The organism is Pseudomonas sp. TAE6080, assembly GCF_018732265.1.
In the GTDB taxonomy this organism is placed as follows: domain Bacteria; phylum Pseudomonadota; class Gammaproteobacteria; order Pseudomonadales; family Pseudomonadaceae; genus Aquipseudomonas; species Aquipseudomonas brenneri.
Window position 1 is genome coordinate 20,751 of the sequence record NZ_JAHIDY010000008.1, and the last position, 24,724, is coordinate 45,474.

The window sequence follows — 24,724 nt, forward strand, 5'->3', positions numbered from 1 at the left end:
GCGAAGAACACCCAGGCAATGCGTTTCTTCAGGATAAACGTGCTGGCTCTGAGTTCTTCGCGAGCAAGCTCGCTCCTACAGAAAAAGATGCAAAAAAAAGAGGCCTTGAAGAAGGCCTCTTTTTTATTGGCGCCGATTAGTCCGGCTTGCCGTCCACCACGCCTGCGGTGTTATCCAACAGACTCTTGGTAGCAGTTTGCAGGAACGACTCAAGTTTCTGCTTAAGTTGCGCCTCATCCGCCGACTCAGGGATTACCTTGCCGGTAGGGTTGGCGCCCAGTTCGTATTGCCACAGTTTCGGTGGCATCTCCTTGGGCAATACCAACACACGGTCAGCCGTGAGCAAGGCCACGGTCTGGTCGCTGCCCGATGGCTTGATCACACCAAAGCCCTTGTCGCCTTGCGGCAGGTTGAGCAGGTCACGGCCCCAGCACTGGTGACGGGTTTCGCCGCCCAGGCGGCCCATGATGGTCGGCACGATGTCGATCTGCGTACCCACGGTGTGGTCGCGCACGCCGAACTTGTCCTGCACGCCCGGTGCGATCAACAGCAACGGCACGTTGAAACGGCCCAGGTCCATTTCGGTGATCTGTTGCTCGTTACCGAAACCATGGTCGCCGACGATCACAAACAGGGTGTCCTTGAAGTACGGTTCCTTGCGGGCCTTCTCGAAGAACTGGCCCAAGGCCCAGTCGGAGTAGCGCATGGCCGTCAAATGTTCGTTGAGGCGGCCACGGTCAGTCACCGGCTCGACCGGCAACGGTGTCGGCAAGGCGTACGGCGTATGGTTGGACAGGGTTTGCAGCAGTGCGTAGAACGGCTTGCCGCCTTCGCGCGCCTTCAACTCTTGCAGGCCACGGTCGAACATGTCCTGGTCGGACACGCCCCAGGTCGGATCGGAGAACACCGGGTCGACGAAGTCGTTGCGGCCAATGAAGTTGGTCATGCCCTGGTTGCTGAAGAAGCCCGACTGGTTGTCCCAGGCGAAGTCGCCGTTGTAGACATACACGTCGTCGAAATCACGGGCACTGAGCAATTGCGGCAAGCCCGACAGCTTGTGGCTGCCTTCCGGGGTCTGCATCAGGTATTCGAAGCCTGGCAGGTTCGGGAAGCAAGCCATGGTGGCGAACATGCCCTGGTGGGTATGGGTGCCATTGGAGAAGAAACGGTCGAACAGCAGGCCTTCCTTGGTCAACTCATCGAAGTACGGCGTGATCTTGCCGTTGCTGCCCAACGCGCCCACCGAGTGACCGGCGAAGCTTTCCATCAGGATCACCACGACGTTCTTGATCGGCAGGGTCTTCTCGGCCGGTGGCGTGAAGTCACGGCGCACGGCGGCAGTGTCGGTATCCACCAGTTTTTCGTCCGGCAGTACCAGCATGTCGCGTACGGTCTGGGTGGCCAGCGGTTGCTCCAGGGTGGCTTTCCAGACGTTCTCGCGATGCTCGGAGAAACGCGCCTTGGCCGCACCGATCAGCGACAGCGTACCGTTGAGGCCCAGGTGATTGGCGAAGTTGGAGTCGGTGGTGTACACGTCACCCCAACGCATCGGCGGGCCCTGGCGCAGGGTGCCGCGTGCGGCGACCACGGCAATCAGCAGGCAGACCACGAACACCGCAATGCGGCTGTACCACGGGGCAACCTGGCGAGTGCCGACGGTGCCACCGCTGAACGGGCCACGCGGGCGCGTCGCGCGGTCGGCGCCCTTGAAGGCGATACTCAGGATAAACGTACCGACCGCCCAACCCAGCAGGTAGCGCACCACCGGGAAGCCGTACCAGAGCATGCTCATCACGGTTTTCGGATCTTCCTTGACGTACTGGAAGACCAGGCCGTTGAGGCGCTGGTGGAACTCGCGGTAGAAGTCCATCTCCATCAGGCCAAGGAACAGCGCGATGCTGGAGACCACGGTCAGCCACAACCGGAAGAACCCGCGGGCGGCCATGGCACGCACACTGAACAGGGCCAGGATCAGCGGAATGCTCAGGTACACCACCAGACGCAAGTCCATGCGCAGGCCATTGACGAACGCTTCAAGGAACGTCGAGACCGGGGTATCGAGCATCATGTCGCTGTTGTACACCAACAGCCCGAGGCGCAGCAGGGAGAGCATCACCATCATGACCAGGGCGCAAAGCAGCGTGTAGGCCAGGTGGGATTTGACGGTGGGTTGCAGCAGGCGATTAGAAGCTCGCTGCTGATTCAGGGCGTCCGGGTTTGCCATGTTGTTTGAGGACCCATTGGAAGTTTAAGTTGCGAAATAATGCAGCGGCGTCCTGCCCCGACCAATGAAGGCACAGGGTCCAGGTATTACGCGGTGGGCAGATGGTGCCCGATCAACGTCGGCAACGCTATTGATTACTCATCGCGCAGGGCTCCTGGCGGCACACAAGGGCCGTGGCAGGAAAATAAAGCGGGGGAATTGTCTTGGATGAAGTGTGAAAATTTTGTCCAGCGAATATCTCGATACACAAACCTAAAGGACACGGTACAAACCAATGTGGGAGCGGGCTTGCTCGCTCCCACATTGACCGTGGCCATTCCAGCAATCGAGTGTGTCTCAGATTCGCACATTGCCCCGTGGCCCGGCAATGGCCCAGATAATCAGGCCCAACACCGGCAGGAACAGGATCAACAGGATCCACAACACTTTGGCCCCGGTCCCGGCGCCGCTTTTGAAGACGTTGATGATCGCCCAGATATCCAGCGCCAGGATGATCAACCCGATCAGGCTGTTAAATGTGGAACCCATGGTGTCGCTCCTAAGTGAGGGCTTGCCTGCTTAGGATAGCCAGCCCTGGCGAGGGTTCCGTTTTATTTCAGACATGCAACGCAATGCGCAGGGCTTCCAGGGACGGCTCACCCTTGATCCCGACTGCGGTACACAACTCCAGCACCCGTGGTACGTCGTTGCCATACACCAATACCGCCTGGATTTCGTCATCGAGCAACTGGCTGAAATTCATCAGCACATAGCCGCCGTTTTCCGGGTTCATGGCGCCGAGTTGGATCTGGATACGATTGAGCGCAGTCAGCGCCTCGGTCTTGGCCAGTTGCTTGGGCTTGAGGTTGAACGCAACGCTGGGGCCAAAGGACGCGACGATCTGGGCGAACAGCTCCTGGTAGGTGTCGGCCTGGAACAGCACCGTTTCCGGCAGGCTGCCCACCACAATCCACTCACCCAGGGGGATGGGGAAGGTGTCGTCGTAGTTGATATCAGGGTTGGCCGCCAGAAATCCCTCGGCATCGGCGTAGGCCTGGGTGGCTTCGTCGGCGATCTGCACGATCTCGGCGTCACCCAGGCAACCGGAACTGATTTTAGTGATGAGTTCGACGAGCGCGGTGTTCATGGGCGAATCCTGTGGCGAGGCTGATTTTGAGGGCGCAAAGCCTACACCAGTTTTTGCAACTGCGCCGTCGTATCCGCAGCACCCATGGTCTGGGCGGCCACCAGGGCGGTTACACCCTGGGCATCCGCAGCCTTGGGATTGGCCCCCACGCTAATCAGGTACTCGACCATTTCGGTGCGATTGAACATCGCCGCCATCATCAGTGCCGTGCGGCCATCGGCGGATGCCCCTTCAACCGGAGCGCCACCTTCGATCAACGCCTTGACCACCTCAAGGTTGCCCTTGAACGCAGCACCGGCGATGGGCAACTGGTTTTTATCGTTGGCCATCTGCGGGTCGGCCTTGAACTCCAGCAACACTCTCACCGCCTCGGCATGCCCGTGATAGGCCGCCAACATCAACAAGGTATCGCCATTGTGGTTACGCAGATTGACTGGCAAGCCCTTGGCCAACAGTGCCGCCAACAGGGCGGCATCGCCCCGACGGGCCACGTCGAAGACCTGCTCGGCAAATTCGGCGGCTTCTTCTTCGGTCATTTGTTTGGCTTGATCTGACATCTGCGGCTCCCTGTAGGGTGTTTCGTAAGGCCGTCAGTTTCCCGAGCAGCCGTACGTCTGTCACCCCTTTTTTGCCGAAGGCTGCGATAGTCGTGTTCTATCACCTACCGTCAGTAGCGATATTTCCCACCCTGAATATCCGCCAATACCTGCCCGGTCACCGGTACATAGGCATCAGTGCCCGGCAGCCAGGCATACAGTGGGTCATCACCGACCCTGGCCGGGTCGAACGCCTCTTCCTTGAGCCGCACTTTCTGGTACTTGAAGGTGCCGGTGGTTTCCATCTTCACCTTGATCCGCAGGAACAGTGGCACCGCATAGGCCGGCATCTGACTCTGGGCGAACTGCAGCAATGCCTGCATATCCAGGGTTGCCAGGGATTCGGTCGGGGTAATCGCCGCCATCCCGGCCCGCCCGTTGGTGTTGGCAATTTCCACACCGTAGGCCACCGCCTCGGTGATCTGCGGGTGTTGCATAAAGATGTTTTCCACCTCGGTGGTGGAAACGTTCTCGCCCTTCCAGCGATAGGTATCGCCCAGGCGGTCGACGAACTGCGCATGGCCAAAGCCAATGCTGCGCAACAGATCGCCGGTGTTGAAATAGCGATCGCCCTTTTCGAATACGTCGCTCAACACCACCTTGCGGTTCTTTTCCGGGTCGGTGTAACCATCGAACGGCGCCTTGTCGTCGATCCTGGCCAGCAGCAGGCCCTGGCCGCCCTTCTGCACTTCACGCATAAAACCGTTGCTGCCACGGATCGGTTCGCAAGTGTCGTGGGCGTAGTCCACCAGCGCCCAGTGCATCAGGGAAAAGCCGATGGTGTTGTCGAAATTCAGCACATTGGTGAAGCCGATATTACCGTCGCTGGCTGCATACAGTTCGCAGATATGATCGACGCCAAAGCGCTCCTTGAACGGCCCCCACACCCCGGGGCGCAAGCCGTTGCCGATCATCTTCACCACGCGGTTGTCGCGGTCGCGCGGGCTTGGCGGCTGGTCGATCAGGTAGCGGCACAACTCACCGACATACCCCAGGGTCGTTGCGTTGAATTTGCGCACATCGTCCCAGAACTGGCTGGCGCTGAACTTGCGACGGATGGCAAACCCCGACGCGCCGGCAATCGCCGAGCCCCAGCACACACACAGCCCCGTGGCGTGGTACAGCGGCAGGGTGCAATAGACGACATCCTCAGGCCCCATATCCAGGGCGATGGTGCCGAAGCTGGCCGAGGATTTCATCCAGCGGCCATGCTTGAAGATGCCGGCCTTGGGCAAACCGGTGGTGCCGGAGGTATAGATATAGAAGCACGGGTCGTTGAAGTAGATCTGTTGGCTGCTGGCCGGGTTATCCGTCGAGCAGTCCGCGCTGGCGGCCATCAGATCGATGTACCCATGAGGCACCGGCACCGCCTGTTGATCGGCAACATACCAGGTGCGTAGCGGATCGATCGCCACCTGCTCACGTACCGCGTCATAGGCTGCGATCAGTTCGGCACCGACAACAATCGCCACCGGGTTTACCAGGGTCAGGCTGTGCACCAGCACCGCCTGGGTTTGCGCGGTGTTGAGCATGGCGCAGATACCGCCGACCTTGGCCACCGCCAGCACGGTCAGCAACAGTTCGGGACGGTTTTCAATAAACAGCGCGACCACATCACCTTTGCCAATGCCTTGGGCCTGCAGGTGATGGGCGATGCGGTTGGCGTGCTGGTTGGCCTGGCGATAACTGAGGACCTGATCGCCGTACAACAGGGCCGCGCCCTCAGGATTGCGCTGGGTGGCCTGTTCGAAGGTCCAGCCCAGCCCGCACGGCTGGTCGGGGTCTGTGATATTGGCGACGCGGATACCGCGCACCAATCGTGGCAGGGCCCTGACAATGGTCGGCACCTTACGCAACATCATGCCGAGGGTGATCATCTCGCTGTTCGGATTGCTCATGCACAAAAGTCCTTTTTCTTATTATTCGTATGACCCGCGGGCGTTCATACGGTATAGGACCGTTCCTGAATGCCTTGCAGGAAAATACGCCAGCCATTCCTTGGCTGTACACGCAGGATTTGCAATGTTTTGTATCCCGGGGAACGGCGCCCCCCAGTACCGTTCGTCACCGGTCAATAGCGCAAAATGCAGGATGCACGATGGCCATTCATGCATATTGCACGAAACCGAAAATACTGATTTTTTGTAAATCATTGATATATAAGAATATTTTATAAATCACAATACTGGCACAATCACTGCACCTATCACTCCATGCCGCACAACACGAGCCAATGGAGCCGATAGACATGAGCCTGATCCAAGACAAATTCGCTTCTGTATTCTCCAGCTACGACGTCACCACCCAACCGCGTCCTGACGGTGGCATCCTGCTTACCCTGCGTAACACCGAAGGCAAGCAGATCAAGCGCTCGATCTCCTACCAGCAACTGCATACCGCCGACCAACTGACCTGGGTCATCAGCGCCATCCGTCGCGACCTGGCAGAACAGGCCAGCGAATTGCCGCAGATTTCGATGCTGCAAAGCCAGAATCGTTTTGCCCTGCCGACGTACCACTCGGCATAAGTGCAAGTTAGTTTCCCTGGGCCGTGAAGCCGTGATGCTTCACGGCCCTTTTTTTACCCGCACAATCCGCGCTTGATCGCCTCGCTCACCGCCTGGACTCGGTTATTGACGTGCAATTTGCAGTAGATATTGCGCAGATGAAACTTCACCGTGGCCTGTGAGACACAACGTATACGGCTGATTTCCCACACTGTCTTGCCCTCCGTGGCCCAACGCAGTATTTCCAACTCCTTGACCGTCAGCGGTTTATCCGGCAACGACGGTGCGCTGCCAGCCCGGTCGTCGGACGCCTGCTCACACACATCCACCGCCGCGCTTGCCGCAGGCTCAACGGATGGGGTGGGCTCCTCTGGGCTGCTCATGCATGCCTCTCCCTCTCGTAGTGATTTGCACTGCCAATATTCGGACTCCTCCTATTGACAGATAAGTACACAGCGACGGGAGAGTTACACAAAGCCTGGGATTAACACATCGACCCACAGACAAATAGCCGGAACTTACAAACTATAGAGTCCATTCCCACAAACTTATCCAACTTAAGTGCATTGAATAAGTTTGCAGATCGTGAACTAACGTCAATCATCCAGCCCAGGAAATCCTTGGGCGACCCCACTGCCAGTCACGTGTGACACGGCCCCGGACGCGGTCTTGAACAGGCTGATTGCGACCACTCGCGGCTCCTCTCCCAAATCAAACCAGCGTGGCACGCCAGCCGGTATGCGCAGCAGGTCGTGTTTTTCGCACAGCACCGTGTAGACATAGTCGTCGATGTGCAAGCCGAGCAGCCCACGCCCAGCAGCGAACAGGCGGATTTCATCGGCGTCATGGCGATATTCATCACGCAAGCGCGCCCGCACCCCATCCTGCTGTGGGTGCTCGCGGTTCACGCTCAACACCTCCACCTGCGCGTAGCCCTCTGCGGTCATCAAGCTGTCGATCTGCCCCTGGTACGCCGCCGTCACCTCAGCCGCGCTGGCCCCGGCCTCTACGCGGGTGCTGGCCTGCCAGCGTGAAAAACCCACACCCTGCTCGGCCAGGGTCTGGGCAATATCGTCAACGTGGGTCAGGACTTTGTTCGGGGTGTCCGGGGTAGAGACGTGATAAACGCAAAGAATGCTCATGAAAGGAGTCCTCGGGCAGTAAGAATATTCAGGTGATGGGCCGGGTTCATGGCCGCTCCTCAGGCAAGCGCATGGCCATGATCAACGCGGCAGCCATGGCCGCGAGGCTGGCAATACTGAATGTGAGGGTGGGCCCCAGTTGGTTCCAGCTGTACCCGGAATACAAGGCGCCCAGCGCGCCCCCCGTACCGGCCAGCGCAGCATACAGAGCCTGGCCCTGGCCTTGCTGGCGCGCACCGAAGCTGCGCTGCACAAACTGGATGGCCGCCGCATGAAAGCTGCCAAAGGTCGCGGCATGCAGCAGTTGGGCAAACAGCAGCACCCACAGGAACTCGGCGAACGATCCCAGCAACAACCAGCGCAACGCCGCCAACAGGAAGCTGGCGATCAGCACCCGGCGCACCGAGAAACGCGTGAGAATCCGGCTCATGGCCATGAACATCAACACTTCCGCCACTACGCCCAGGGCCCACAACAGGCCGATCACGCCACGACTGTAGCCAAGGTTTTCCAGGTGCAAGGTGAGGAAGGTGTAGTACGGGCCGTGGCTCATTTGCATCAAGGCGACACAGGCATAAAACGCCAGCACACCAGGGCTGCGCAACTGCCGCAGGAAACCGTCGCCAGCCCCGCGATCGCCAGTGGAAACCGGCTGGGCATTGGGCACCCACAAACTGGCACCGATGATACCGGCCATGATCAACACGATCGCCACCGGGTAGATATCCAGGCTCAAGGCCTCGAACAATCGCCCCAGGGCAACCACAGCGAGGATGAACCCGATGGAGCCCCACAAGCGGACCTGGCTGTAGCGCGAGGTCTGGCCTTGCAGGTGCGCCAGGGTGATGACTTCAAACTGTGGCAGCACCGCATGCCAGAAGAACGCATGCAGGGCCATCACCAGCGCCAGCCAGGCATAGCTCTGGCTGACGAAGATCAGTGAGAAGCTCAGCAACGTGCACACCGCGCCAAATCGCACGATGGCCAGGCGCCGACCGGTGTAGTCCCCCAGCCAGCCCCAGATATTGGGAGCTACGCAGCGCATCAGCATCGGGATCGCTACCAGCTCGCCAATGCGCGCGCTGGAGAACCCCAGATGATGGAAGTACAGCGCCAGGAATGGCGCCGTCGCCCCCAGCAGGGCGAAATAGAACAGATAGAAGCTGGAAAGTCGCCAGTACGGGAGCGCTGTCACGGTCAGACCGTCACAGCTGGCCCAGCACCGGGGTACTCACGCGCACATCGGCATTCTGCCCACGGTGACGCAACAGGTGATCCATCAGCACAATGGCCATCATTGCCTCGGCAATCGGCGTGGCGCGAATGCCGACGCAAGGGTCATGGCGGCCCTTGGTGATCACCTCCACCGGGTTGCCATGCACATCGATGGAGCGGCCCGGCGTGGTGATGCTCGACGTCGGCTTGAGTGCCAGATGCGCCACAATCGGCTGGCCGGAGGAGATACCACCGAGAATGCCGCCCGCATTGTTGCTGACAAAACCTTCGGGGGTCAGCTCATCGCGATGCTCGGTGCCGCGTTGGGCCACGCAAGCAAAACCGGCGCCGATTTCCACGCCCTTGACCGCGTTGATGCTCATCAGCGCGTGGGCCAGTTCGGCGTCCAGGCGGTCGAAGATCGGCTCGCCCAGGCCCGGCATCACCCCTTCGGCGACCACGGTGATCTTGGCGCCCACCGAGTCCTGGTCACGGCGCAACTGGTCCATATAGGCTTCCAGTTCCGGCACCTTGTCCGGGTCGGGGCTGAAGAACGCGTTGTCTTGCACGCTGTCCCAGGTCTTGAACGGGATTTCGATCGGGCCCAGTTGGCTCATGTAGCCACGAACCACAATGCCCTGAGTTGCCAGGTACTTCTTGGCGATGGCCCCGGCCGCCACGCGCATCGCGGTTTCCCGCGCCGAACTGCGGCCACCGCCTCGGTAGTCGCGCTCGCCGTATTTGTGGTGATAGGTGTAGTCGGCGTGGGCCGGGCGGAACAGATCCTTGATCGCCGAATAGTCCTTGGACTTCTGGTCGGTGTTGCGGATCAACAGGCCGATGGCGCACCCGGTGGTGCGGCCTTCGAACACGCCGGAGAGGATTTCGACTTCGTCGGGCTCCTGGCGCTGGGTGGTGTGGCGGCTGGTGCCGGGCTTGCGGCGGTCGAGGTCGCGCTGCAGATCGTCCAGGGACAGCTCAAGGCCGGGCGGGCAGCCGTCGACAATGGCGACCAACGCCGGGCCATGGCTTTCGCCCGCGGTGGTGACAGTGAACAGCTTGCCGTAGGTATTGCCGGACATGCAGGGCGCTCCGTGAAATCAGTTGAATCAACTCAACCGTGATAACTAAGCGCGCCAGTATACGCAGGCTCACCCAGTAGTTCATCCTCGAAACCTTCCCGGTAGACGTTGGTCCAACCGGCACCTTCCTCATGATGGCGCGATGATGCTGCGAGTTTTGCTGTTCACCCTCACCCTGATCTGTACCGTGGCCCACGCCGCCGCCCCTGTGGTGCTGCAACGCCCCATCAGCCTGGACACCGGCAGCGGCGAGTTGTTTGGCTCGTTGCTGCTGCCCCAATCCGCCAAACCCGTGCCCGTGGTGCTGATCATTGCCGGCTCCGGCCCCACCGACCGCAACGGCAACAGCGCCGACGGCGCACGCAACGACAGCCTCAAGCGCCTGGCCTGGGTGCTGGCCCGGCACAACATTGCCAGCGTGCGCTATGACAAACGCGGCGTGGCCGCCAGCCTCAAGGCCACGCCCGACGAGCGCGACCTGACCCTGGATGCCTATGTAGCCGACGCCGTGGCCTGGGGCAAATTGCTCAAGGCCGACCCGCGTTTCGGGCCCTTGGTGGTGCTGGGCCACAGTGAAGGTGCCTTGATCGCGGCCCTGGCCGCCCCTGAGCTCAACCCCGCCGGGGTGATTTCCCTGTCCGGCAGTGCCCGCCCGGTGGACCAGGTGATTCGCCAGCAACTGGCCGATCACATGCCCCCTGCCCTGCTGCTGCGCAGTCACCAGATTCTGGATCGACTCAAGGCCGGCCAGGTCGATGCCGATGTGCCCGGCCCGTTGCAGAGTATTTTCCGTCCCAGCGTTCAGCCTTACCTGATCAGCCTGTTTCGTGCAGACCCTGCGGCGGCTTTTGCCCGCCTGAGGATGCCAGCCCTGATTGTCCAGGGCACCACCGACCTGCAAGTGGGGGTCGCCGATGCCGAAAAGCTCAAACAGGCCAAACCCGACGCCGAACTGGCGGTGATTCCCGGCATGAACCACGTCATGCGGATCGTGCCCAACGACGTGAAACAGCAACTGAGTTCCTACAACGATCCGCAATTGCCCCTCGCCGATGCGCTGGGCAGGCGCCTGGTTGGCTTTATCGACGGACTTCGCCCCCGATAAGCGACTATTGCCCCTCCAGTCCTGGAGAAAACGGCCGATAAGCACAGGGTCGACAGCAAAAAGCCTGTCGACTTGCAGGGCTTGGACAGGATCGCGCCGAATGACGAACACCGAAGCAGTACCGCAACCTCCCGCCGACACCACCGCCGACACCGAAGCGGCGGCAGCGGCTGCGCTGCCGTGGGCGGAGGTTGAGGCCGAACACTTCAAAATGCTGCGCCTGGCGCCCTTGGCCACCGACCGCGCCACGGGTGCCCGGCCATTGCGCTTTGTGCAGTTTGGCTACGCCGAACGCAACAACAAGGACCATAGCCTGCTGCGCATGGTCATCCAATTGCCCAGCCAACGGGTGCGACGCGAACAGAATCACCTTGATGTCTGGGTCGACCACGCCACCCACCGCGTGCATTTTGGCCCGGGCAACAGCCTGGAAATCGAACCGGCGAACCGTGGCCTTGGCCGCTTCCTGGTCGCCCAGGGTGCCGCGTGGGCGAAAAAGAAGTGGTCGCACTATCGCGTTGACGGTGTGGACCTGGCAAACAAAGACGCGCTGAACGAAGCCACGCGCCTGCGTCGCGACCATTTTTTGCGCATCCAGGGTTTTGACGTGGCCTATGCCGATGTCCAGCATCTGAAGGGCCATGTGCAACCGGGCAAGGTCAGCGAGGTGCTGGACAGCTGGAACACCGAGAAGGTGCAGTTCGTGGAGATCCTGGAAGCGGCGCAGATGCTGCAACAGGCCGAGCAGAACCTGGCGGAGCAGGAAGTGAAACTGCGCCACGAAGAAGAAAAGGTCATCAAGTTCAAGCGTGAAGACAGCGGCTTGCGCTTCACCATTACCTGCCTGGTGGCGTTTACCGTGTTCCAGGCGGGGTTGCTGATCTGGATTGCGACGCACCGCTGACAACGCGGTTTAGCTGAACAAACCACCTCAAATGTAGGAGCTGGCTTGCCTGCGATGCAGACGACTCGGTGTATCAGCTACACCGAGTTGATGCCATCGCAGGCAAGCCAGCTCCTACATGGACAGGGCTAGACCCTGGAGGCAAACACCGCCTGATGCTCGCGGCACTGCTGCGCCGTCAGCATGAATACGCCATGGCCACCGTTCTGGAATTCCAGCCAGGCGAAATCCACTTCCGGGTACAGCGCTTCAACGTGCACCTGGCTGTTGCCCACTTCGACAATCAACAAGCCCTTCTCGGTCAAATGATCGGCCGCCTCGGCCAACATCCGGCGCACCAGGTTCAAACCGTCATCACCGCAGGCCAGGCCCAGCTCGGGTTCGTGCTGGTACTCGTCGGGCATGTCGGCGAAATCCTCGGCATCGACATACGGCGGGTTGGACACAATCAGGTCAAAACGCTGGCCGGGCAAACCGTCGAAGCCATCACCCTGCACGGTGTACACGCGCTCATCGGCGCCGTGGCGCTCAATGTTCTGGTTGGCCACTTCCAGCGCCTCGTAGGACAAGTCCCCCAGCACCACTTCGGCCTCCTGGAACTCGTAGGCGCAGGCAATGCCGATGCAACCGGAGCCGGTGCACAGGTCCAGGATGCGTGCCGGCGGCTGGGCCAGCCAGGGTTCGAAGCGGTTTTCGATCAGTTCGCCAATCGGTGAGCGCGGGATTAGCACACGCTCGTCGACGATGAACGACATGCCGCAGAACCAGGCTTCACCCAACAGGTAAGCCGTGGGCACCCGCTCGTGGATACGGCGATGCAGCAAGCGCTGCACATGGGCGACTTCCTCTTCTTCCAGATTGCAGTCCAGGTAACTGTCGGCAATTTCCCAGGGCAGGTGCAGCGCACCGAGTACCAATTGCCGGGCTTCGTCCCAGGCATTGTCGGTACCATGGCCAAAAAACAGGTCTTCCCCATGGAAACGGCTGACAGCCCAACGGATATGGTCGCGCAAGGTGCGCAGGCGGGAAGTGATCACGGGGGCAAGCTCCAGGAAAAAACGACTGGCAATTCTAACAGCCTTAAGCTGTACGGACGATGTCTGAAAAACCTTTGCAGCACGTCAGTGTTAACCTGATTCAAGGTTTTTCTGTTACACAGCAACCCCTCTTGACATGGCTGTAGGCCAACAACGGCGCACCTTACGTTAGTAGCGATTCACAGAACCGCTCAGCCAGAGGACAATGTCGCAAAAGCCCCACTCACAGGAGCCCCAGAATGTCCGTTCCAAAGACGATGTTTCAACTCAGCGGTCGCGGTTACGCACCGGCCAATTTGAGCCACGCGACCCTTGTGATCATCGATGCCCAGAAAGAGTATTTGAGCGGCCCGCTCGCCTTGTCGGGCATGGACGCAGCGGTAGAACACATCAAGCAGCTGAGCGCCGCCGCACGCAAGGCCGGGCGCCCGATCGTGCATGTCCGTCACCTGGGCACCGTCGGCGGCCTGTTCGACCCCCAGGGCGAGCGCGGCGAGTTCATTCCTGGCCTGGAACCACAAGACGACGAAACCATCATCGGCAAACTGCTGCCCAGTGCCTTCCACGGCACACCGCTGGAAAAAACCCTGCAGGACCTGGGCTCCCTGGACTTGATCGTCTGCGGCTTCATGAGCCACTCCAGCGTCAGCACCACCGTGCGTGCGGCGAAGAACCTGGGTTTTCGCTGCACCCTGGTGGAAGACGCCTGCGCCACCCGCGATTTGCCTTACAAGGGCGGCATCCTCAGCGCCGAACATGTTCAGCAAACTGAAATGGCCATCATGGCCGACAACTTCGCCACCCTCGCCTTGACCCAAGATCTGATCTGATCGCCCTGTCGATGAGCGGCGCGGCCATCTTGCGGCCCCGCTCATCCGCTAAAGCCTGTCATTTACCGCAATTGCCTCCCAGCCCGGAACAAGTTGTTTATCTTCCGGTCGAAGGGCCGATACCCTGGAGGAAAGGTCGGAATGAAGATATCCGATGGATTTGACGCTCGTCGCTTGCGCCCCAAGGGCCAGAGCAACTGGCGTTTGCGCCTGGGCGCGGTGTTTGCCGCGCTGCTCGCGCTGTTTGGCTTGCTGCTCTCGTTGGCCGGTGGCGTCGCGCTGTCTGGCCACTCGCCTGCGTTGGGCGAACTCAATACCAGCCCGGGCGGCGCGGCTGTGCTGTTAGTCGGCGGGCTGTTGATCCTGTGGCTGGGCGTCTGGTTGTGGCGCCGTTGCCGACGCCGCATGCGTGAACCACTGGCGCTGAACATCGCCTCACACCTGATGAAAAAGCACGACTGATCGAGCACTGATAGCGTTTTGTCCCGCATCAACCGCGCTGATTTGGGTAAACTGCCCGCCCTTCGCGGAGGCTGACATGCAAGACGACGATTTTTCCCTGTTCAAAAACGAGCTGCGCGGCGTCAAGCCGATCAAGCACGACCGCGCCGACACCGGCAAACCCAAGGCCGACCGCGCGCAGATCGCCAAACTGCGCCAGGCGGCCACGGTGCGCACTGACGCCACCACGGTGGACGGCCTGTCGGACCAGTTCGTGATTGACGTCGGCCCCGAAGACGAGTTGATGTGGTCCCGCGACGGGGTCCAGGAAAGCCAGGTGCGCAAGCTCAAGGCTGGGCAGATCCCGTTCGAAGGCAGCCTCGACCTGCATGGCATGACCGTGGAAAAGGCCCGGGAAACCCTCTGGGCCTTCCTTGCCGAAGCCACTAAATTCGAAATCCGCTGCGTACGCGTCACCCACGGCAAGGCCGTGCGCCTGGACGGCAAGCGCCCCATGATCAAGAGCCACGTCAATACCTGGTTGCGCCAGCATGCCCAAGTGCTCGGCTTCACCTCCTGCCAACCGCGCCATGGCGGCGCCGGCGCGGTGTATGTGATGCTCAAGCGCACGATGCTCGAAGGGCGTGACGAGTAACCCACGCTTGCAGCGATCTGCCGGCCACCGTACCCTTGCACTTTGCGAAAATCCCACAGGTAGTTTCATGTCCCTGGAACAGAATTACACAGCGATCCTCGGCCAAATCGGCGAGGACGTCTCCCGCGAGGGCCTGCTCGACACGCCAAAACGTGCCGCCAAAGCCATGCAATACCTTTGCCGCGGCTATGAGCAGACATTGGAAGAGGTCACCAACGGTGCCCTGTTCAGCTCCGACAGCAGCGAAATGGTGCTGGTCAAGGACATCGAGTTGTACTCGCTGTGCGAACACCACTTGCTGCCGTTCATCGGCAAGGCCCATGTCGCCTATATCCCGAGCGGCAAGGTGCTGGGCCTGTCGAAGGTCGCGCGGATCGTCGACATGTATGCCCGTCGCCTGCAGATCCAGGAAAACCTCAGCCGCCAGATCGCCGATGCGGTCCAGCAGGTGACCGGTGCCCTGGGCGTTGCCGTGGTGATCGAGGCCAAGCACATGTGCATGATGATGCGCGGTGTGGAGAAGCAGAATTCGTCGATGATCACGTCGGTGATGCTGGGTGAGTTCCGCGAAAACGCGGCAACCCGCAGCGAGTTTCTCAGCCTGATCAAGTAACCGGCGGCGCCAGGAAAAACCGGCATTCATCGCCGGTTTTTTTTCGCCCGTGGAAATCAGGTAAGCTGCGGCCCCTTCTGTCATGGGCAAGAGGTTTCAGCCATGTTCGTCAAAGCACTTCGAGTGGGCCTCGGCCACGTCATCATCGCGGGCGATTTCCTGACCCGCCCACGTAAAAAACAGCGCAGCGCCGAGCAACAGGCGCAGGTCAATGAAGCGGCCAAGGGCCTGACCCTGTATCAGTTCCATGCCTGCCCGTTCTGCGTGAAGACGCGCCGCACCCTGCACCGCCTGAATGTGCCGGTGGCGCTCAAGGATGCGAAGAACAACGAGCAGGACCGCCAGGCTTTGTTGACGCAAGGTGGCAAGATCAAGGTGCCGTGCCTGCGTATCGAAGAAAACGGCCAGACCACCTGGATGTATGACTCCAAGGTAATCATCGATTACCTGGATAAGCGCTTCGCCGCGATCTGACAGACAGGCATGCCCCCTTGTGGGAGCTGGCTTGCCTGCGATGCTGGCGACTCGGTGCCTCAGTTGCACCGAAGCGATGCCATCGCAGGCAAGCCAGCTCCCACATTTGATCGGTGCCATCCCAAAGAGCCGTGTCAGTCGAGCATTGGCACGTGCTTGGGATGGCTGGCCACACGCTCAAGCCAGGCTTGCACGGCTGGGTAGGGGCTCAGGTCGAAGCCACCTTCATGGGCCACATGGGTGTAGGCATACAACGCAATGTCGGCAATCGAATACTGGTCGCCCACCAGGTACGGCGTGGCTTGCAGTTGTTTTTCCATGACCTTCAGCGCCTTGTAGCCGCCTTTATGGGTGGTCTTGTACTCCTCCAGCCGATCGTCCGGCAGGCCCAGGTAAAACTGGATAAACCGCGCCACCGCGATGTACGGCTCATGGCTGTATTGCTCGAAAAACTGCCATTGCAACACCTGCGTGCGCAGGCGCGGTTCGCTGGGCAGGAATTCGCTGCCGTCGGCGAGGAAGTTGAGGATCGCATTGGATTCCCACAGGCAGGTGCCGTCTTCCAGTTCCAGCACCGGGATCTTGCCGTTGGGGTTCTTCGCCAGGAACTCGGCGGTCTGTGTGTCGCCATTCAAGATGTCGACATTCACCCACTCATACGCGATGCCGAGCAGGTTGAGCATCAACTTGATCTTGTAGCAGTTGCCCGAGCGGTAATCGCCATAAACCTTGTACATGAAGCTCCCCTTATGCCGCTTGCGCGCGCTGTGCTTGACGGACCACCGCCGCGAGACGCTTGAGACCTTCGTCCAGGCGCGCCGGGTCGATATGGCTGAAATTGAGCCGCAGGTGCCCATGGTGCTGGTCTGGCTCGGAAAAGAACGGTTCACCGGGCATGAACGCCACGTCCTGGTCCAGCGCTGGTGCCAACAAGGTGCGGGTATCCAAGGGCTGTTTCAAGGTCAGCCAGAAGAATAATCCACCCTGGGGCACTTGCCAGTCGGCCAATTCATCGAAGTGGCGCTGCAATGCCGCCTGGAACCCATCACGACGCTCACGGTAAAAACTGCGCAGTTGCACCAGGTGCTGCTGGTAGCGCTCGGTGCCGATCCACTGCATGGCCTGCCATTGGCCAACGCGGTTGGTGTGCAGGTCCGCCGACTGCTTGAGCTTGAGCAGATGGGGAAACAAATCGGGGCTGGCGATCAGGTAACCGACACGCAAGCCGGGGAGCAGGGTTTTCGATACGGTACCGGTGTAGATCCAACTGGCCTTGCGCAGCCGGCTGACAATTGGCCGCGCGCTGGCGCCGTCAAAGGTCAACTCGCGGTAAGGCTCGTCTTCGATCAGGGTCACGCCGAACTCATCCAGCAGGGCCGCCACGGCGTCGCGCTTGGCTTCGCTGTAGCGCACCGCCGAAGGGTTCTGGAAGGTCGGGATCAAGTAGATGAATGCCGGGCGATGGCGTTCCAGAGTGCTGCGCAGCGCCGTCAGGTCCGGGCCATCGGCTTCCAGTTCCACGGTCAGGCAATCGGCGCCGAACAGTTGGAAGATCTGCAGGGCCGCCAGGTAGGTCGGGCCTTCCAGCAGGATCTGCGTGCCCTGGTCGATATACAGCTTGGCCGCCAGGTCCAGGGTTTGCTGCGACCCGCTGACCACCAACACCTGGCTGGCCTCGCAGGCCACCCCCAGCGCTCGCGCTTCGGCCGCCAGCAACTCGCGCAATTGCGGCTCGCCTTCGCTCATGCCGTACTGGCCCATGGCCGGCGGCATGCCCTGCCAATCCAGCGCCGGCAGCATGGCTTCGGCGGGCAGGCCTCCGGCGAATGACATCACCTCCGGGCGCTGGGCCGCCGCGAGGATCTCACGGATCAAGGAGCTTTTAAGGCGCGAAACACGTTCAGAGAAAGCCATAGGGTCACCGGTAGCAAAGCCTGGGGGAAATACGTCAAACTGGTTGACCGAAATTACGACGCCCCGGGTAGATACGTCAATATGCTTGACCTTAAAAACCAGACTTCGCAGCAAGCCGCCATGGAAGCGTTCTTCTTCGGCTATCAGGCCTTCACCGCCAAGGCCGATGAAATGCTGGAACGCCGGGGCTTGAGCCGGGTGCATCAGCGCATCGTGTTTTTTATCGCCCGTTACCCCGCCTTGAACGTCAAGCAACTGCTGGAACTGCTGGGGGTAAGCAAGCAGGCGCTGAATATGCCATTGCGCCAATTGCAGGAAATGCATCTGGTCGACAGCATCGCCTCGGACACCGACAAACGTAAGCGCCTGCTGCACTTGACCGAGGAAGGCCAGCGCTTCGAACACGCCCTGCGGCGCGAGCAAGTCAAGCTGCTACAACGCGCCTTTGCCGAGGCCGGTGAGGACGCGGTGAATGGTTGGCTGGCGGTGAACAAGGCCCTGACCCTGCCTTGAGAGTGGCCTTTCATCTTTTTTGCACACATAATCGCAAACATTATTTGCTTTCTTTGTATACAAAAGCATAATTCGCTTCGTGCGAGTTCCTGACCTACTGGTCAACAAAGCCCGCTGGTACCTCAAAGCACCGCTGCCCACCCCTGTGTCCGGTGCTGGAAATAACAATAAAACTCTTGAGGAGTACTTGCTGTGGAAAGCCATAAATCCGACGCCCCTACGCTGGATCGCAGTCCGCCCCATCTTTCAACCGTGAAACAGGGCTGGCTGGAACGCCTGTTCAAACTCAGCTTGCATGGCACCACAGTGAAGACCGAATTGATCGCCGGCCTCACGACCTTCATCACCATGGCCTACATAATCTTCGTCAACCCCAACATCATGGCCGACGCCGGCATCGACCACGGCGCCGCCTTTGTCGCGACCTGTATCGCCGCGGCCCTCGGCTGCCTGTTGATGGGCCTGTATGCCAACTGGCCTGTAGGCCTGGCTCCCGGCATGGGCTTGAATGCGTTTTTCACCTACACCGTGGTCGGCACCATGGGCTACACCTGGGAGACCGCGCTGGGTGCGGTATTTATCTCCGGCGTGTTGTTCATGATTCTGACGCTGTCGCGCATCCGCGAATGGCTGCTCAACAGCATTCCGGTGAGCCTGCGCCACGCCATGGGCGCGGGGGTGGGTCTGTTTCTGGGGGTGATCGGCCTGAAAACCGCCGGCATCATTGTTACCAGCCCTGCCACCCTGATCAAGCTCGGCTCCCTGCATGAACCGGCTCCGCTGTTGGCGGCCATCTGCTTTTTGCTGATCGCGATCCTCAGTTATCACCGGGTGTTCGGTGCGATCCTGATCAGCATCATCGCCGTTACCCTGGCCGGCTGGGGCCTGGGCCTGGTGCATTACCAGGGTATTGTGGCGCCCCCGCCGAGCCTGGCACCGACCTGGATGGCGATGGACGTGATGGGCGTGTTCAACGTCAGCATGATCAGCGTGGTGTTCGCATTTCTGTTTGTACACATGTTCGACACTGCCGGCACCCTGATGGGCGTTGCCCAGCGCGCCGGGCTGGTGAACGCCGACGGCAAGATCGAAAACCTCTCGCGGGCCTTGAAAGCCGATAGCGCCTCCAGCGTGTTTGGTGCGGTGGTGGGTGTACCGCCAGTCACCAGTTATGTGGAAAGCGCAGCGGGCGTGGCTGCCGGTGGGCGCACCGGGCTGACCGCCGTTACCGTGGGCGTATTGTTTGTGGCAGCGATGTTTTTCGCCCCGCTGGCGGGCATGATTCCTGCATATGCCACGGCCGGCGCGTTGATTTATGTGGCGATGCTGATGATGAGCGGCATGGCCCATATCGAATGGGACGACGCCACCGACAGCATTCCGGCGATTGTCACGGCGATCATGATGCCCTTGACCTTTTCCGTCGCCGACGGCATCGCCCTGGGTTTTATCACCTACGTGGCCCTCAAGGCCGGTACTGGCAAGTACAAGGAAATTTCCATCAGCCTGTGGGTGCTGTGCGCGATTTTCATCGCCAAATTTGTCTTCCTGTAACTCGGAAGCCGGCGAAAACCGCCTCACCCTCGGGTGGGGCTTTTGCATGTATGGAGAAATGTAATGAGCGTGGAAACCTGGCTGCTGTTCAGCGGCGCTGCTTTGATCGTGATCCTGATTCCGGGGCCGCTGTCGTTGCTGATGATCAGCAACAGCCTGAACTACGGCCTGCGCCGTTCGTACCCGGCGTTTCTTGGCGGGGTGTTTGCCTCGATCTGCCTGTTGAGCGCCTCGGCCCTCGGCCTGGGGGCCTTGTTGCTGGCGTCGGAGCAGTTGTTCAGCGCCTTGAAGATCGTCGGTGCGCTGTATCTGTTCTACCTCGCCTGGCAGAGCTGGCAGCAGTCGCGCCTGCCGTCCCAGGGCGCCGTGGTGCCGGACGCAGCCCCCGTGCCGCGTTTTCGTGCACTGTTTGGCCGGGCTTTTGTGCTGGGCGCAAGCAACCCCAAGGACATTCTGTTTTTCGCCGCCTTCCTGCCGCAGTTTCTCAGCAGTCAGCAGCCGTTTTTGCCGCAACTGCTGATCATGATCGCCACCTGGACCGTGCTGGACCTGCTCTGCAAGCTGGCCTACGGCCTGGGAGCCCATGGTGCCGCGCGGTATCTGCGCACCGGCAAGGGCCAGAGCTGGTTCAACCGTTTCAGTGCCGGGCTGTTTGGCAGCGCCGGGGCGGCATCGCTGCTCAGGGGCTAGTGGCTTCCTGACGCCGTGTAGGAGCGAGCTTGCTCGCGAAGAACTTGAGAGCGCCGCGTGTAGCCAGACAACGCGCGTTATCGTTGACGTTTTTCGCGAGCAAGCTCGCTCCTACAGAGCGGGCAAAAAAAAGCCCGCAGTGTGAGCGGGCGAAACCAACGAAGAGCATTTGGGGGTGTGAAGCGAGGTGACGACTCAGCTACCGCGATAGGTGGAGTAGCTGTAGGGCGAAATCAGCAGCGGCACATGGTAGTGATCCTGTTCGGCACTGATGCCAAAACGCAGCACTACCACATCGAGAAACGCAGGTTCCGGCAGTTGCACGCCACGGGCGCGGTAGTAGTCGCCGGCACTGAACTGCAACTGGTAGACACCACTGCGGTAGTCATCACCTTGCAGCAGCGGCGCGTCGCAACGGCCATCGCTGTTGGTCAGGGCACTGGCGACCAGCTCCAGTTGCGCGCCTTCGACGCGGAACAGTTCAACCTTGATGGCGCTGCCTGGGCAGCCGTGGGCGGCGTCCAGTACGTGTGTGGTCAGTCGTCCCATGGATCGGAGCTCCCGTGTCGTGGATTAATAAAGAGGCTGCACCTTTGCAGGGCAATGAAAAGCCGGCGATGGCCGATTAAGACACTTTTCAAAAAAATTGTACACAATAAATTCAACAAACATCCCTCCCCCCCGTAGAAGCCGGCTCGTCGGCGATGACGGTGTATCGACCACAGATGCGACAACAGCAAGAATGCCATCGCCAGCGAGCCGGCTCCTACAGATGGTTTTTCATATTTTAGTTGACCAATCGGGCAAGTTTCTTGCAAGGATAGGCCTCTGCTACCGCCTGGAAAAAATGCAGAAATACAGGCTTACAAAGTGACCATCAAGTTGTATACAATCAGCCCATCGCTGTGACGCCACGACCGCCACACCATCGATCACGAACAAGAAGGAAGACTGCAGTGAGCGCTGACTACCCACGCGACCTGATCGGTTACGGCAGTAACCCACCGCACCCTCACTGGCCGGGCAAGGCGCGCGTTGCCCTGTCGTTCGTACTCAATTACGAAGAAGGCGGTGAGCGTAATATCCTGCACGGCGACAAAGAGTCGGAAGCCTTCCTCTCGGAAATGGTCTCGGCCCAACCGCTGCAAGGCGCGCGCAACATGAGCATGGAGTCGCTGTACGAATACGGCAGCCGTGCCGGCGTGTGGCGCATCCTCAAGCTGTTCAAGGAATTCGACATTCCGCTGACCATCTTCGCCGTGGCCATGGCTGCCCAGCGCCACCCCGATGTGATCCGTGCCATGGTCGCCGCCGGTCACGAGATCTGCAGCCACGGCTACCGCTGGATCGACTACCAGTACATGGATGAGGCCCAGGAGCGCGAGCACATGCTCGAAGCCATCCGTATCCTCACCGAGCTGACCGGCGAACGCCCACTGGGCTGGTACACCGGGCGCACTGGCCCCAACACACGGCGGCTGGTGATGGAGGAAGGCGGCTTCCTGTATGACTGCGACACCTACGACGACGACCTGCCTTACTGGGAACCGAACAACCCGACCGGCAAGCCGCACCTGGTGATCCCCTACACCCTGGACACTAATGACATGCGCTTCACCCAGGTCCAGGGTTTCAACAAGGGCGACGACTTTTTCGAATACCTCAAGGACGCCTTCGATGTGCTGTATGCCGAAGGTGCCGAGGCCCCGAAAATGCTCTCCATCGGCCTGCATTGCCGCCTGATCGGCCGCCCAGCGCGCCTGGCTGCCCTCAAGCGCTTCCTTGAATATGCCAAGGGCCATGAGCAGGTGTGGTTCACCCGCCGCGTCGATATTGCCCGCCACTGGCATCAAACCCACCCCTTCCAGGGAGCCGCCAAGTGACCGCTTTCCAGACTTTGAAGCCTTCGACCTTGAGCCGCGATGAATTTGTCGCCGCCTTCGCCGATATCTATGAACACTCGCCATGGGTGGCCGAAAAGGCCTTCGACCTGGGCCAGGACGCTTCGATCGATGAGATCGAGACCCTGCACCAGCGCATGAGCGATATCCTGTTGAGCGCCGATCACACCAGGCAACTGGCCCTGATCAACGCTCACCCGGACCTGGCCGGTAAAGCTGCCGTCCAGGGCCAACTGACCGAAGCCAGCACTAACGAACAAGCTGGCGCCGGTATTCACCAATGCTCGAGCGACGAGTTTTCGCGCTTCACCGAGCTGAACGACGCCTACAAGGCCAAGTTCAAGTTTCCCTTCATCATGGCGGTAAAAGGCAGCAACCGGCATCAGATCCTCGCCGCGTTTGAAACGCGCATCCACAACCCGGTCGAGACCGAGTTCAAGTGCGCACTGGCAGAGATCAACAAGATCGCGTTGTTCCGATTACTGACCCTTTAGCAAACCTGGCCCGAGCGAATCGATCAACGCCCAGGGCCTGGCAAGCATCCCAAGCCACTCTATTTAAGGCAGACAAGAAGAATGAAAGCGCAACCCGTACCTTTCGAGAAGTTCGTCAACCTGGCCGACGCCCGCCTGGGCACCAAGATCATTTCTGTGACCGATGACTGGTTCGCCGACGCCAACCGACTGTTCCAGCCGACCCCGGCCGTATGGAAGGAGGGCGTTTTCGATGATAACGGCAAGTGGATGGACGGCTGGGAGTCCCGCCGCAAGCGCTTCGAAGGCTTCGACAGCGCGGTGATCCGCCTGGGCGTACCGGGTTCGATCAAGGGCGTGGACATCGACACTTCATTCTTCACCGGCAACTTCCCGCCATCGGCGTCCCTGGAAGGCTGCTTCCTGGCTTCGGGCGAGCCCGATGACAACACCCAGTGGGTCGAAGTGCTGTCCGCCGTAGAGTTGCAGGGCAACAGCCATCACTTCCACGAGATCAACAACGACCAGGCGTTCAGCCACCTGCGCTTCAACATCTTCCCGGATGGCGGCGTAGCGCGTCTGCGGGTGTACGGCATTCCGTTCCGCGACTGGTCGACCGTGGGTGACAACGAACAAGTGGACCTGGCCTCCTCCCTCAATGGCGGTCGCGCACTGGCCTGCTCTGATGAACACTTCGGGCGCATGGGCAACATCCTCAACCCGGGCCGCGGCATCAACATGGGCGATGGCTGGGAAACCGCACGCCGTCGCACGCCTGGCAATGACTGGGTAATCGTCGCGCTGGGGCATGCCGGCGAGATCGAAAAAGTGGTGGTCGACACCCTGCACTTCAAGGGCAACTACCCGGACACGTGCTCGATCCAGGGCGCGTTCGTCAAAGGCGGCACCGACAGCCAGATCGAGACCCAATCGCTGTTCTGGCGCGAACTGCTGCCGGCACAGAAACTGGAAATGCACGCCGAACACACCTTCGCCGAGCAGATCAAGGCACTGGGCCCGATCACCCACATCCGCCTCAACGTATTCCCGGATGGTGGTGTGAGCCGCCTGCGGGTTTTCGGCAAGGTTTCGAAGTAAGCGGTGATGCCATTCGCGAGCAAGCCCGCTCCCACAGGGGAATGCATTCCAAATGTGGGAGCGGGCTTGCTCGCGAAGGCGCCAGAACAAACAACACAGAATCCGGATAAGAAGACAGCCATGCGCACACTGATGATCGAACCCTTGACCAAAGAAGCCTTCGCCCCTTTCGGAGACGTTATCGAAACCGAAGGCAGCGATCACTTCATGATCAACAACGGCTCGACCATGCGCTTTCATAAACTGGCGACGGTCGAGACCGCCACGCCAGAAGACCACGCCATCATCAGCATCTTCCGCGCCGATGCGCAGGACATGCCGTTGACCGTGTGCATGCTGGAAAGACACCCGCTGGGCAGCCAGGCCTTTATCCCGCTGCTCGGCAACCCCTTTCTGATCGTGGTCGCGCCGGTTGGCGATGAACCTGTATCAGGCTTGGTCCGCGCCTTCGTCACCAACGGCAGGCAGGGCATTAATTACCATCGCGGCGTCTGGCACCACCCGGTGCTGACGATCGAAAAGCGGGATGACTTCCTGGTGGTTGATCGCAGTGGCACAGGCAATAACTGCGATGAGCATTTTTTCAAAGAGGATGAGCGGTTGATCCTTGCCCCCCACCAATAAGAGAAGG

28 protein-coding genes are annotated in these 24,724 nt (G+C 60.2%); 15 read left to right on the top strand and 13 right to left on the bottom strand.

What is annotated here, in order from left to right:
- Positions 1 to 136: 136 nt before the first annotated feature.
- From KL786_RS08185 to KL786_RS08205, 5 genes are all read right to left on the bottom strand, one after another.
- Positions 137 to 2,224 carry an LTA synthase family protein gene (locus KL786_RS08185; protein ID WP_215517288.1) on the bottom strand — a complete coding sequence of 696 codons (2,088 nt, stop codon included), beginning with the start codon at positions 2,222 to 2,224 and terminating at the stop codon, positions 137 to 139.
- A gap of 336 nt (positions 2,225 to 2,560) precedes the next feature.
- The gene (locus tag KL786_RS08190) at positions 2,561 to 2,752 is read right to left on the bottom strand and encodes a PLDc N-terminal domain-containing protein (RefSeq protein ID WP_032863221.1); all 192 of its coding nucleotides are present in this window, start codon (positions 2,750 to 2,752) and stop codon (positions 2,561 to 2,563) included.
- A gap of 67 nt (positions 2,753 to 2,819) precedes the next feature.
- Positions 2,820 to 3,350 carry a hypothetical protein gene (locus KL786_RS08195; RefSeq protein WP_215517289.1) on the bottom strand — a complete coding sequence of 177 codons (531 nt, stop codon included), beginning with the start codon at positions 3,348 to 3,350 and terminating at the stop codon, positions 2,820 to 2,822.
- A gap of 41 nt (positions 3,351 to 3,391) precedes the next feature.
- On the bottom strand, positions 3,392 to 3,907 hold the full coding sequence (locus tag KL786_RS08200; RefSeq protein ID WP_215517290.1) for an ankyrin repeat domain-containing protein: 516 nt from the start codon (positions 3,905 to 3,907) through the stop codon (positions 3,392 to 3,394).
- A 110-nt stretch (positions 3,908 to 4,017) separates the two neighbouring features.
- Positions 4,018 to 5,844 carry a long-chain-acyl-CoA synthetase gene (locus KL786_RS08205; RefSeq protein WP_215517291.1) on the bottom strand — a complete coding sequence of 609 codons (1,827 nt, stop codon included), beginning with the start codon at positions 5,842 to 5,844 and terminating at the stop codon, positions 4,018 to 4,020.
- Positions 5,845 to 6,194: 350 nt separating this feature from the next.
- Between KL786_RS08205 and KL786_RS08210 the strand changes: the two genes are divergently transcribed.
- Positions 6,195 to 6,473: a DUF3509 domain-containing protein gene (locus KL786_RS08210; RefSeq protein ID WP_032863228.1), complete on the top strand. Its 279-nt coding sequence runs from the start codon at positions 6,195 to 6,197 to the stop codon at positions 6,471 to 6,473.
- Positions 6,474 to 6,526: 53 nt separating this feature from the next.
- Here KL786_RS08210 and KL786_RS08215 read toward each other — a convergent pair whose 3' ends face one another.
- From KL786_RS08215 to aroC, 4 genes are all read right to left on the bottom strand, one after another.
- The gene (locus tag KL786_RS08215) at positions 6,527 to 6,835 is read right to left on the bottom strand and encodes a response regulator transcription factor (protein WP_215517292.1); all 309 of its coding nucleotides are present in this window, start codon (positions 6,833 to 6,835) and stop codon (positions 6,527 to 6,529) included.
- A gap of 213 nt (positions 6,836 to 7,048) precedes the next feature.
- A complete protein-coding gene (locus KL786_RS08220; RefSeq protein WP_215517293.1) occupies positions 7,049 to 7,594 on the bottom strand; it encodes a 1,2-dihydroxy-3-keto-5-methylthiopentene dioxygenase in 546 nt (181 codons plus the stop codon).
- Between the two features lie 46 nt (positions 7,595 to 7,640).
- Positions 7,641 to 8,789, bottom strand: a complete 1,149-nt coding sequence (locus tag KL786_RS08225; protein ID WP_215517294.1) for an MFS transporter — start codon at positions 8,787 to 8,789, stop codon at positions 7,641 to 7,643.
- Between the two features lie 10 nt (positions 8,790 to 8,799).
- Entirely contained in the window at positions 8,800 to 9,891 is a 1,092-nt protein-coding gene (aroC, locus tag KL786_RS08230; protein ID WP_215517295.1) for a chorismate synthase, read from the bottom strand.
- Between the two features lie 142 nt (positions 9,892 to 10,033).
- Between aroC and KL786_RS08235 the strand changes: the two genes are divergently transcribed.
- Positions 10,034 to 10,996: an alpha/beta hydrolase gene (locus KL786_RS08235; RefSeq protein WP_215517296.1), complete on the top strand. Its 963-nt coding sequence runs from the start codon at positions 10,034 to 10,036 to the stop codon at positions 10,994 to 10,996.
- 100 nt (positions 10,997 to 11,096) lie between these two features.
- On the top strand, positions 11,097 to 11,900 hold the full coding sequence (locus tag KL786_RS08240) for a hypothetical protein (RefSeq protein WP_215517297.1): 804 nt from the start codon (positions 11,097 to 11,099) through the stop codon (positions 11,898 to 11,900).
- Between the two features lie 128 nt (positions 11,901 to 12,028).
- Here KL786_RS08240 and prmB read toward each other — a convergent pair whose 3' ends face one another.
- Positions 12,029 to 12,937, bottom strand: a complete 909-nt coding sequence (gene prmB, locus KL786_RS08245) for a 50S ribosomal protein L3 N(5)-glutamine methyltransferase (protein WP_215517298.1) — start codon at positions 12,935 to 12,937, stop codon at positions 12,029 to 12,031.
- A 239-nt stretch (positions 12,938 to 13,176) separates the two neighbouring features.
- On the opposite strand from prmB, the gene KL786_RS08250 reads away from it, so the two are divergent.
- The 5 genes from KL786_RS08250 to KL786_RS08270 all read left to right on the top strand — a co-directional run bounded on the left by KL786_RS08250 (position 13,177) and on the right by KL786_RS08270 (position 15,950).
- Entirely contained in the window at positions 13,177 to 13,767 is a 591-nt protein-coding gene (locus tag KL786_RS08250; protein WP_065942383.1) for a cysteine hydrolase family protein, read from the top strand.
- A gap of 141 nt (positions 13,768 to 13,908) precedes the next feature.
- Positions 13,909 to 14,229, top strand: coding sequence for a hypothetical protein (locus KL786_RS08255; protein WP_215517299.1), 321 nt, complete (start codon positions 13,909 to 13,911; stop codon positions 14,227 to 14,229).
- A gap of 76 nt (positions 14,230 to 14,305) precedes the next feature.
- The gene (locus tag KL786_RS08260; RefSeq protein WP_032863238.1) at positions 14,306 to 14,863 is read left to right on the top strand and encodes a Smr/MutS family protein; all 558 of its coding nucleotides are present in this window, start codon (positions 14,306 to 14,308) and stop codon (positions 14,861 to 14,863) included.
- A 67-nt stretch (positions 14,864 to 14,930) separates the two neighbouring features.
- On the top strand, positions 14,931 to 15,476 hold the full coding sequence (folE, locus tag KL786_RS08265) for a GTP cyclohydrolase I FolE (protein ID WP_032863239.1): 546 nt from the start codon (positions 14,931 to 14,933) through the stop codon (positions 15,474 to 15,476).
- Positions 15,477 to 15,578: 102 nt separating this feature from the next.
- A complete protein-coding gene (locus KL786_RS08270) occupies positions 15,579 to 15,950 on the top strand; it encodes a glutathione S-transferase N-terminal domain-containing protein (protein ID WP_215517300.1) in 372 nt (123 codons plus the stop codon).
- Between the two features lie 134 nt (positions 15,951 to 16,084).
- On the opposite strand, the gene KL786_RS08275 is transcribed toward KL786_RS08270, so the two are convergent.
- Together KL786_RS08275 and KL786_RS08280 are read right to left on the bottom strand one after the other, a co-directional pair.
- The gene (locus KL786_RS08275) at positions 16,085 to 16,687 is read right to left on the bottom strand and encodes a glutathione S-transferase family protein (protein WP_215517301.1); all 603 of its coding nucleotides are present in this window, start codon (positions 16,685 to 16,687) and stop codon (positions 16,085 to 16,087) included.
- A gap of 10 nt (positions 16,688 to 16,697) precedes the next feature.
- Positions 16,698 to 17,864 carry an aminotransferase-like domain-containing protein gene (locus KL786_RS08280; RefSeq protein WP_215517302.1) on the bottom strand — a complete coding sequence of 389 codons (1,167 nt, stop codon included), beginning with the start codon at positions 17,862 to 17,864 and terminating at the stop codon, positions 16,698 to 16,700.
- 81 nt (positions 17,865 to 17,945) lie between these two features.
- On the opposite strand from KL786_RS08280, the gene KL786_RS08285 reads away from it, so the two are divergent.
- From KL786_RS08285 to KL786_RS08295, 3 genes are all read left to right on the top strand, one after another.
- The gene (locus tag KL786_RS08285) at positions 17,946 to 18,377 is read left to right on the top strand and encodes a MarR family winged helix-turn-helix transcriptional regulator (RefSeq protein WP_076964416.1); all 432 of its coding nucleotides are present in this window, start codon (positions 17,946 to 17,948) and stop codon (positions 18,375 to 18,377) included.
- Positions 18,378 to 18,599: 222 nt separating this feature from the next.
- The gene (locus tag KL786_RS08290) at positions 18,600 to 19,931 is read left to right on the top strand and encodes an NCS2 family permease (protein ID WP_223820145.1); all 1,332 of its coding nucleotides are present in this window, start codon (positions 18,600 to 18,602) and stop codon (positions 19,929 to 19,931) included.
- Positions 19,932 to 19,994: 63 nt separating this feature from the next.
- A complete protein-coding gene (locus KL786_RS08295) occupies positions 19,995 to 20,621 on the top strand; it encodes a LysE family translocator (protein ID WP_032863245.1) in 627 nt (208 codons plus the stop codon).
- Between the two features lie 195 nt (positions 20,622 to 20,816).
- Here the strand turns inward: KL786_RS08295 and uraH are convergent, their stop codons facing one another.
- Entirely contained in the window at positions 20,817 to 21,170 is a 354-nt protein-coding gene (uraH, locus tag KL786_RS08300; RefSeq protein WP_076964414.1) for a hydroxyisourate hydrolase, read from the bottom strand.
- A gap of 407 nt (positions 21,171 to 21,577) precedes the next feature.
- On the opposite strand from uraH, the gene puuE reads away from it, so the two are divergent.
- The 4 genes from puuE (at position 21,578) to KL786_RS08320 (ending at position 24,717) form a co-directional block, all read left to right on the top strand.
- Positions 21,578 to 22,504, top strand: coding sequence for an allantoinase PuuE (gene puuE, locus KL786_RS08305; RefSeq protein ID WP_215517303.1), 927 nt, complete (start codon positions 21,578 to 21,580; stop codon positions 22,502 to 22,504).
- The gene (uraD, locus tag KL786_RS08310) at positions 22,501 to 23,016 is read left to right on the top strand and encodes a 2-oxo-4-hydroxy-4-carboxy-5-ureidoimidazoline decarboxylase (RefSeq protein WP_032863248.1); all 516 of its coding nucleotides are present in this window, start codon (positions 22,501 to 22,503) and stop codon (positions 23,014 to 23,016) included. Before puuE ends, uraD begins: the two co-directional genes overlap by 4 nt.
- An 81-nt stretch (positions 23,017 to 23,097) precedes the next feature.
- The gene (alc, locus tag KL786_RS08315; RefSeq protein ID WP_215517304.1) at positions 23,098 to 24,093 is read left to right on the top strand and encodes an allantoicase; all 996 of its coding nucleotides are present in this window, start codon (positions 23,098 to 23,100) and stop codon (positions 24,091 to 24,093) included.
- 120 nt (positions 24,094 to 24,213) lie between these two features.
- The gene (locus KL786_RS08320) at positions 24,214 to 24,717 is read left to right on the top strand and encodes an ureidoglycolate lyase (protein ID WP_032863250.1); all 504 of its coding nucleotides are present in this window, start codon (positions 24,214 to 24,216) and stop codon (positions 24,715 to 24,717) included.
- The last annotated feature ends 7 nt before the right edge of the window (positions 24,718 to 24,724 follow it).

Coding starts and splice junctions, on each gene's coding strand:
- KL786_RS08185 (WP_215517288.1), bottom strand. CDS start 2,224: ATGGCAAACCCGGACGCCCTGAATCAGCAGCGAGCTTCTAATCGCCTG.
- KL786_RS08190 (WP_032863221.1), bottom strand. CDS start 2,752: ATGGGTTCCACATTTAACAGCCTGATCGGGTTGATCATCCTGGCGCTG.
- KL786_RS08195 (WP_215517289.1), bottom strand. CDS start 3,350: ATGAACACCGCGCTCGTCGAACTCATCACTAAAATCAGTTCCGGTTGC.
- KL786_RS08200 (WP_215517290.1), bottom strand. CDS start 3,907: ATGTCAGATCAAGCCAAACAAATGACCGAAGAAGAAGCCGCCGAATTT.
- KL786_RS08205 (WP_215517291.1), bottom strand. CDS start 5,844: ATGAGCAATCCGAACAGCGAGATGATCACCCTCGGCATGATGTTGCGT.
- KL786_RS08210 (WP_032863228.1), top strand. CDS start 6,195: ATGAGCCTGATCCAAGACAAATTCGCTTCTGTATTCTCCAGCTACGAC.
- KL786_RS08215 (WP_215517292.1), bottom strand. CDS start 6,835: ATGAGCAGCCCAGAGGAGCCCACCCCATCCGTTGAGCCTGCGGCAAGC.
- KL786_RS08220 (WP_215517293.1), bottom strand. CDS start 7,594: ATGAGCATTCTTTGCGTTTATCACGTCTCTACCCCGGACACCCCGAAC.
- aroC (WP_215517295.1), bottom strand. CDS start 9,891: ATGTCCGGCAATACCTACGGCAAGCTGTTCACTGTCACCACCGCGGGC.
- KL786_RS08235 (WP_215517296.1), top strand. CDS start 10,034: ATGATGCTGCGAGTTTTGCTGTTCACCCTCACCCTGATCTGTACCGTG.
- KL786_RS08240 (WP_215517297.1), top strand. CDS start 11,097: ATGACGAACACCGAAGCAGTACCGCAACCTCCCGCCGACACCACCGCC.
- KL786_RS08250 (WP_065942383.1), top strand. CDS start 13,177: ATGTCCGTTCCAAAGACGATGTTTCAACTCAGCGGTCGCGGTTACGCA.
- KL786_RS08255 (WP_215517299.1), top strand. CDS start 13,909: ATGAAGATATCCGATGGATTTGACGCTCGTCGCTTGCGCCCCAAGGGC.
- KL786_RS08260 (WP_032863238.1), top strand. CDS start 14,306: ATGCAAGACGACGATTTTTCCCTGTTCAAAAACGAGCTGCGCGGCGTC.
- folE (WP_032863239.1), top strand. CDS start 14,931: ATGTCCCTGGAACAGAATTACACAGCGATCCTCGGCCAAATCGGCGAG.
- KL786_RS08270 (WP_215517300.1), top strand. CDS start 15,579: ATGTTCGTCAAAGCACTTCGAGTGGGCCTCGGCCACGTCATCATCGCG.
- KL786_RS08275 (WP_215517301.1), bottom strand. CDS start 16,687: ATGTACAAGGTTTATGGCGATTACCGCTCGGGCAACTGCTACAAGATC.
- KL786_RS08280 (WP_215517302.1), bottom strand. CDS start 17,864: ATGGCTTTCTCTGAACGTGTTTCGCGCCTTAAAAGCTCCTTGATCCGT.
- KL786_RS08285 (WP_076964416.1), top strand. CDS start 17,946: ATGCTTGACCTTAAAAACCAGACTTCGCAGCAAGCCGCCATGGAAGCG.
- KL786_RS08295 (WP_032863245.1), top strand. CDS start 19,995: ATGAGCGTGGAAACCTGGCTGCTGTTCAGCGGCGCTGCTTTGATCGTG.
- uraH (WP_076964414.1), bottom strand. CDS start 21,170: ATGGGACGACTGACCACACACGTACTGGACGCCGCCCACGGCTGCCCA.
- alc (WP_215517304.1), top strand. CDS start 23,098: ATGAAAGCGCAACCCGTACCTTTCGAGAAGTTCGTCAACCTGGCCGAC.
- KL786_RS08320 (WP_032863250.1), top strand. CDS start 24,214: ATGCGCACACTGATGATCGAACCCTTGACCAAAGAAGCCTTCGCCCCT.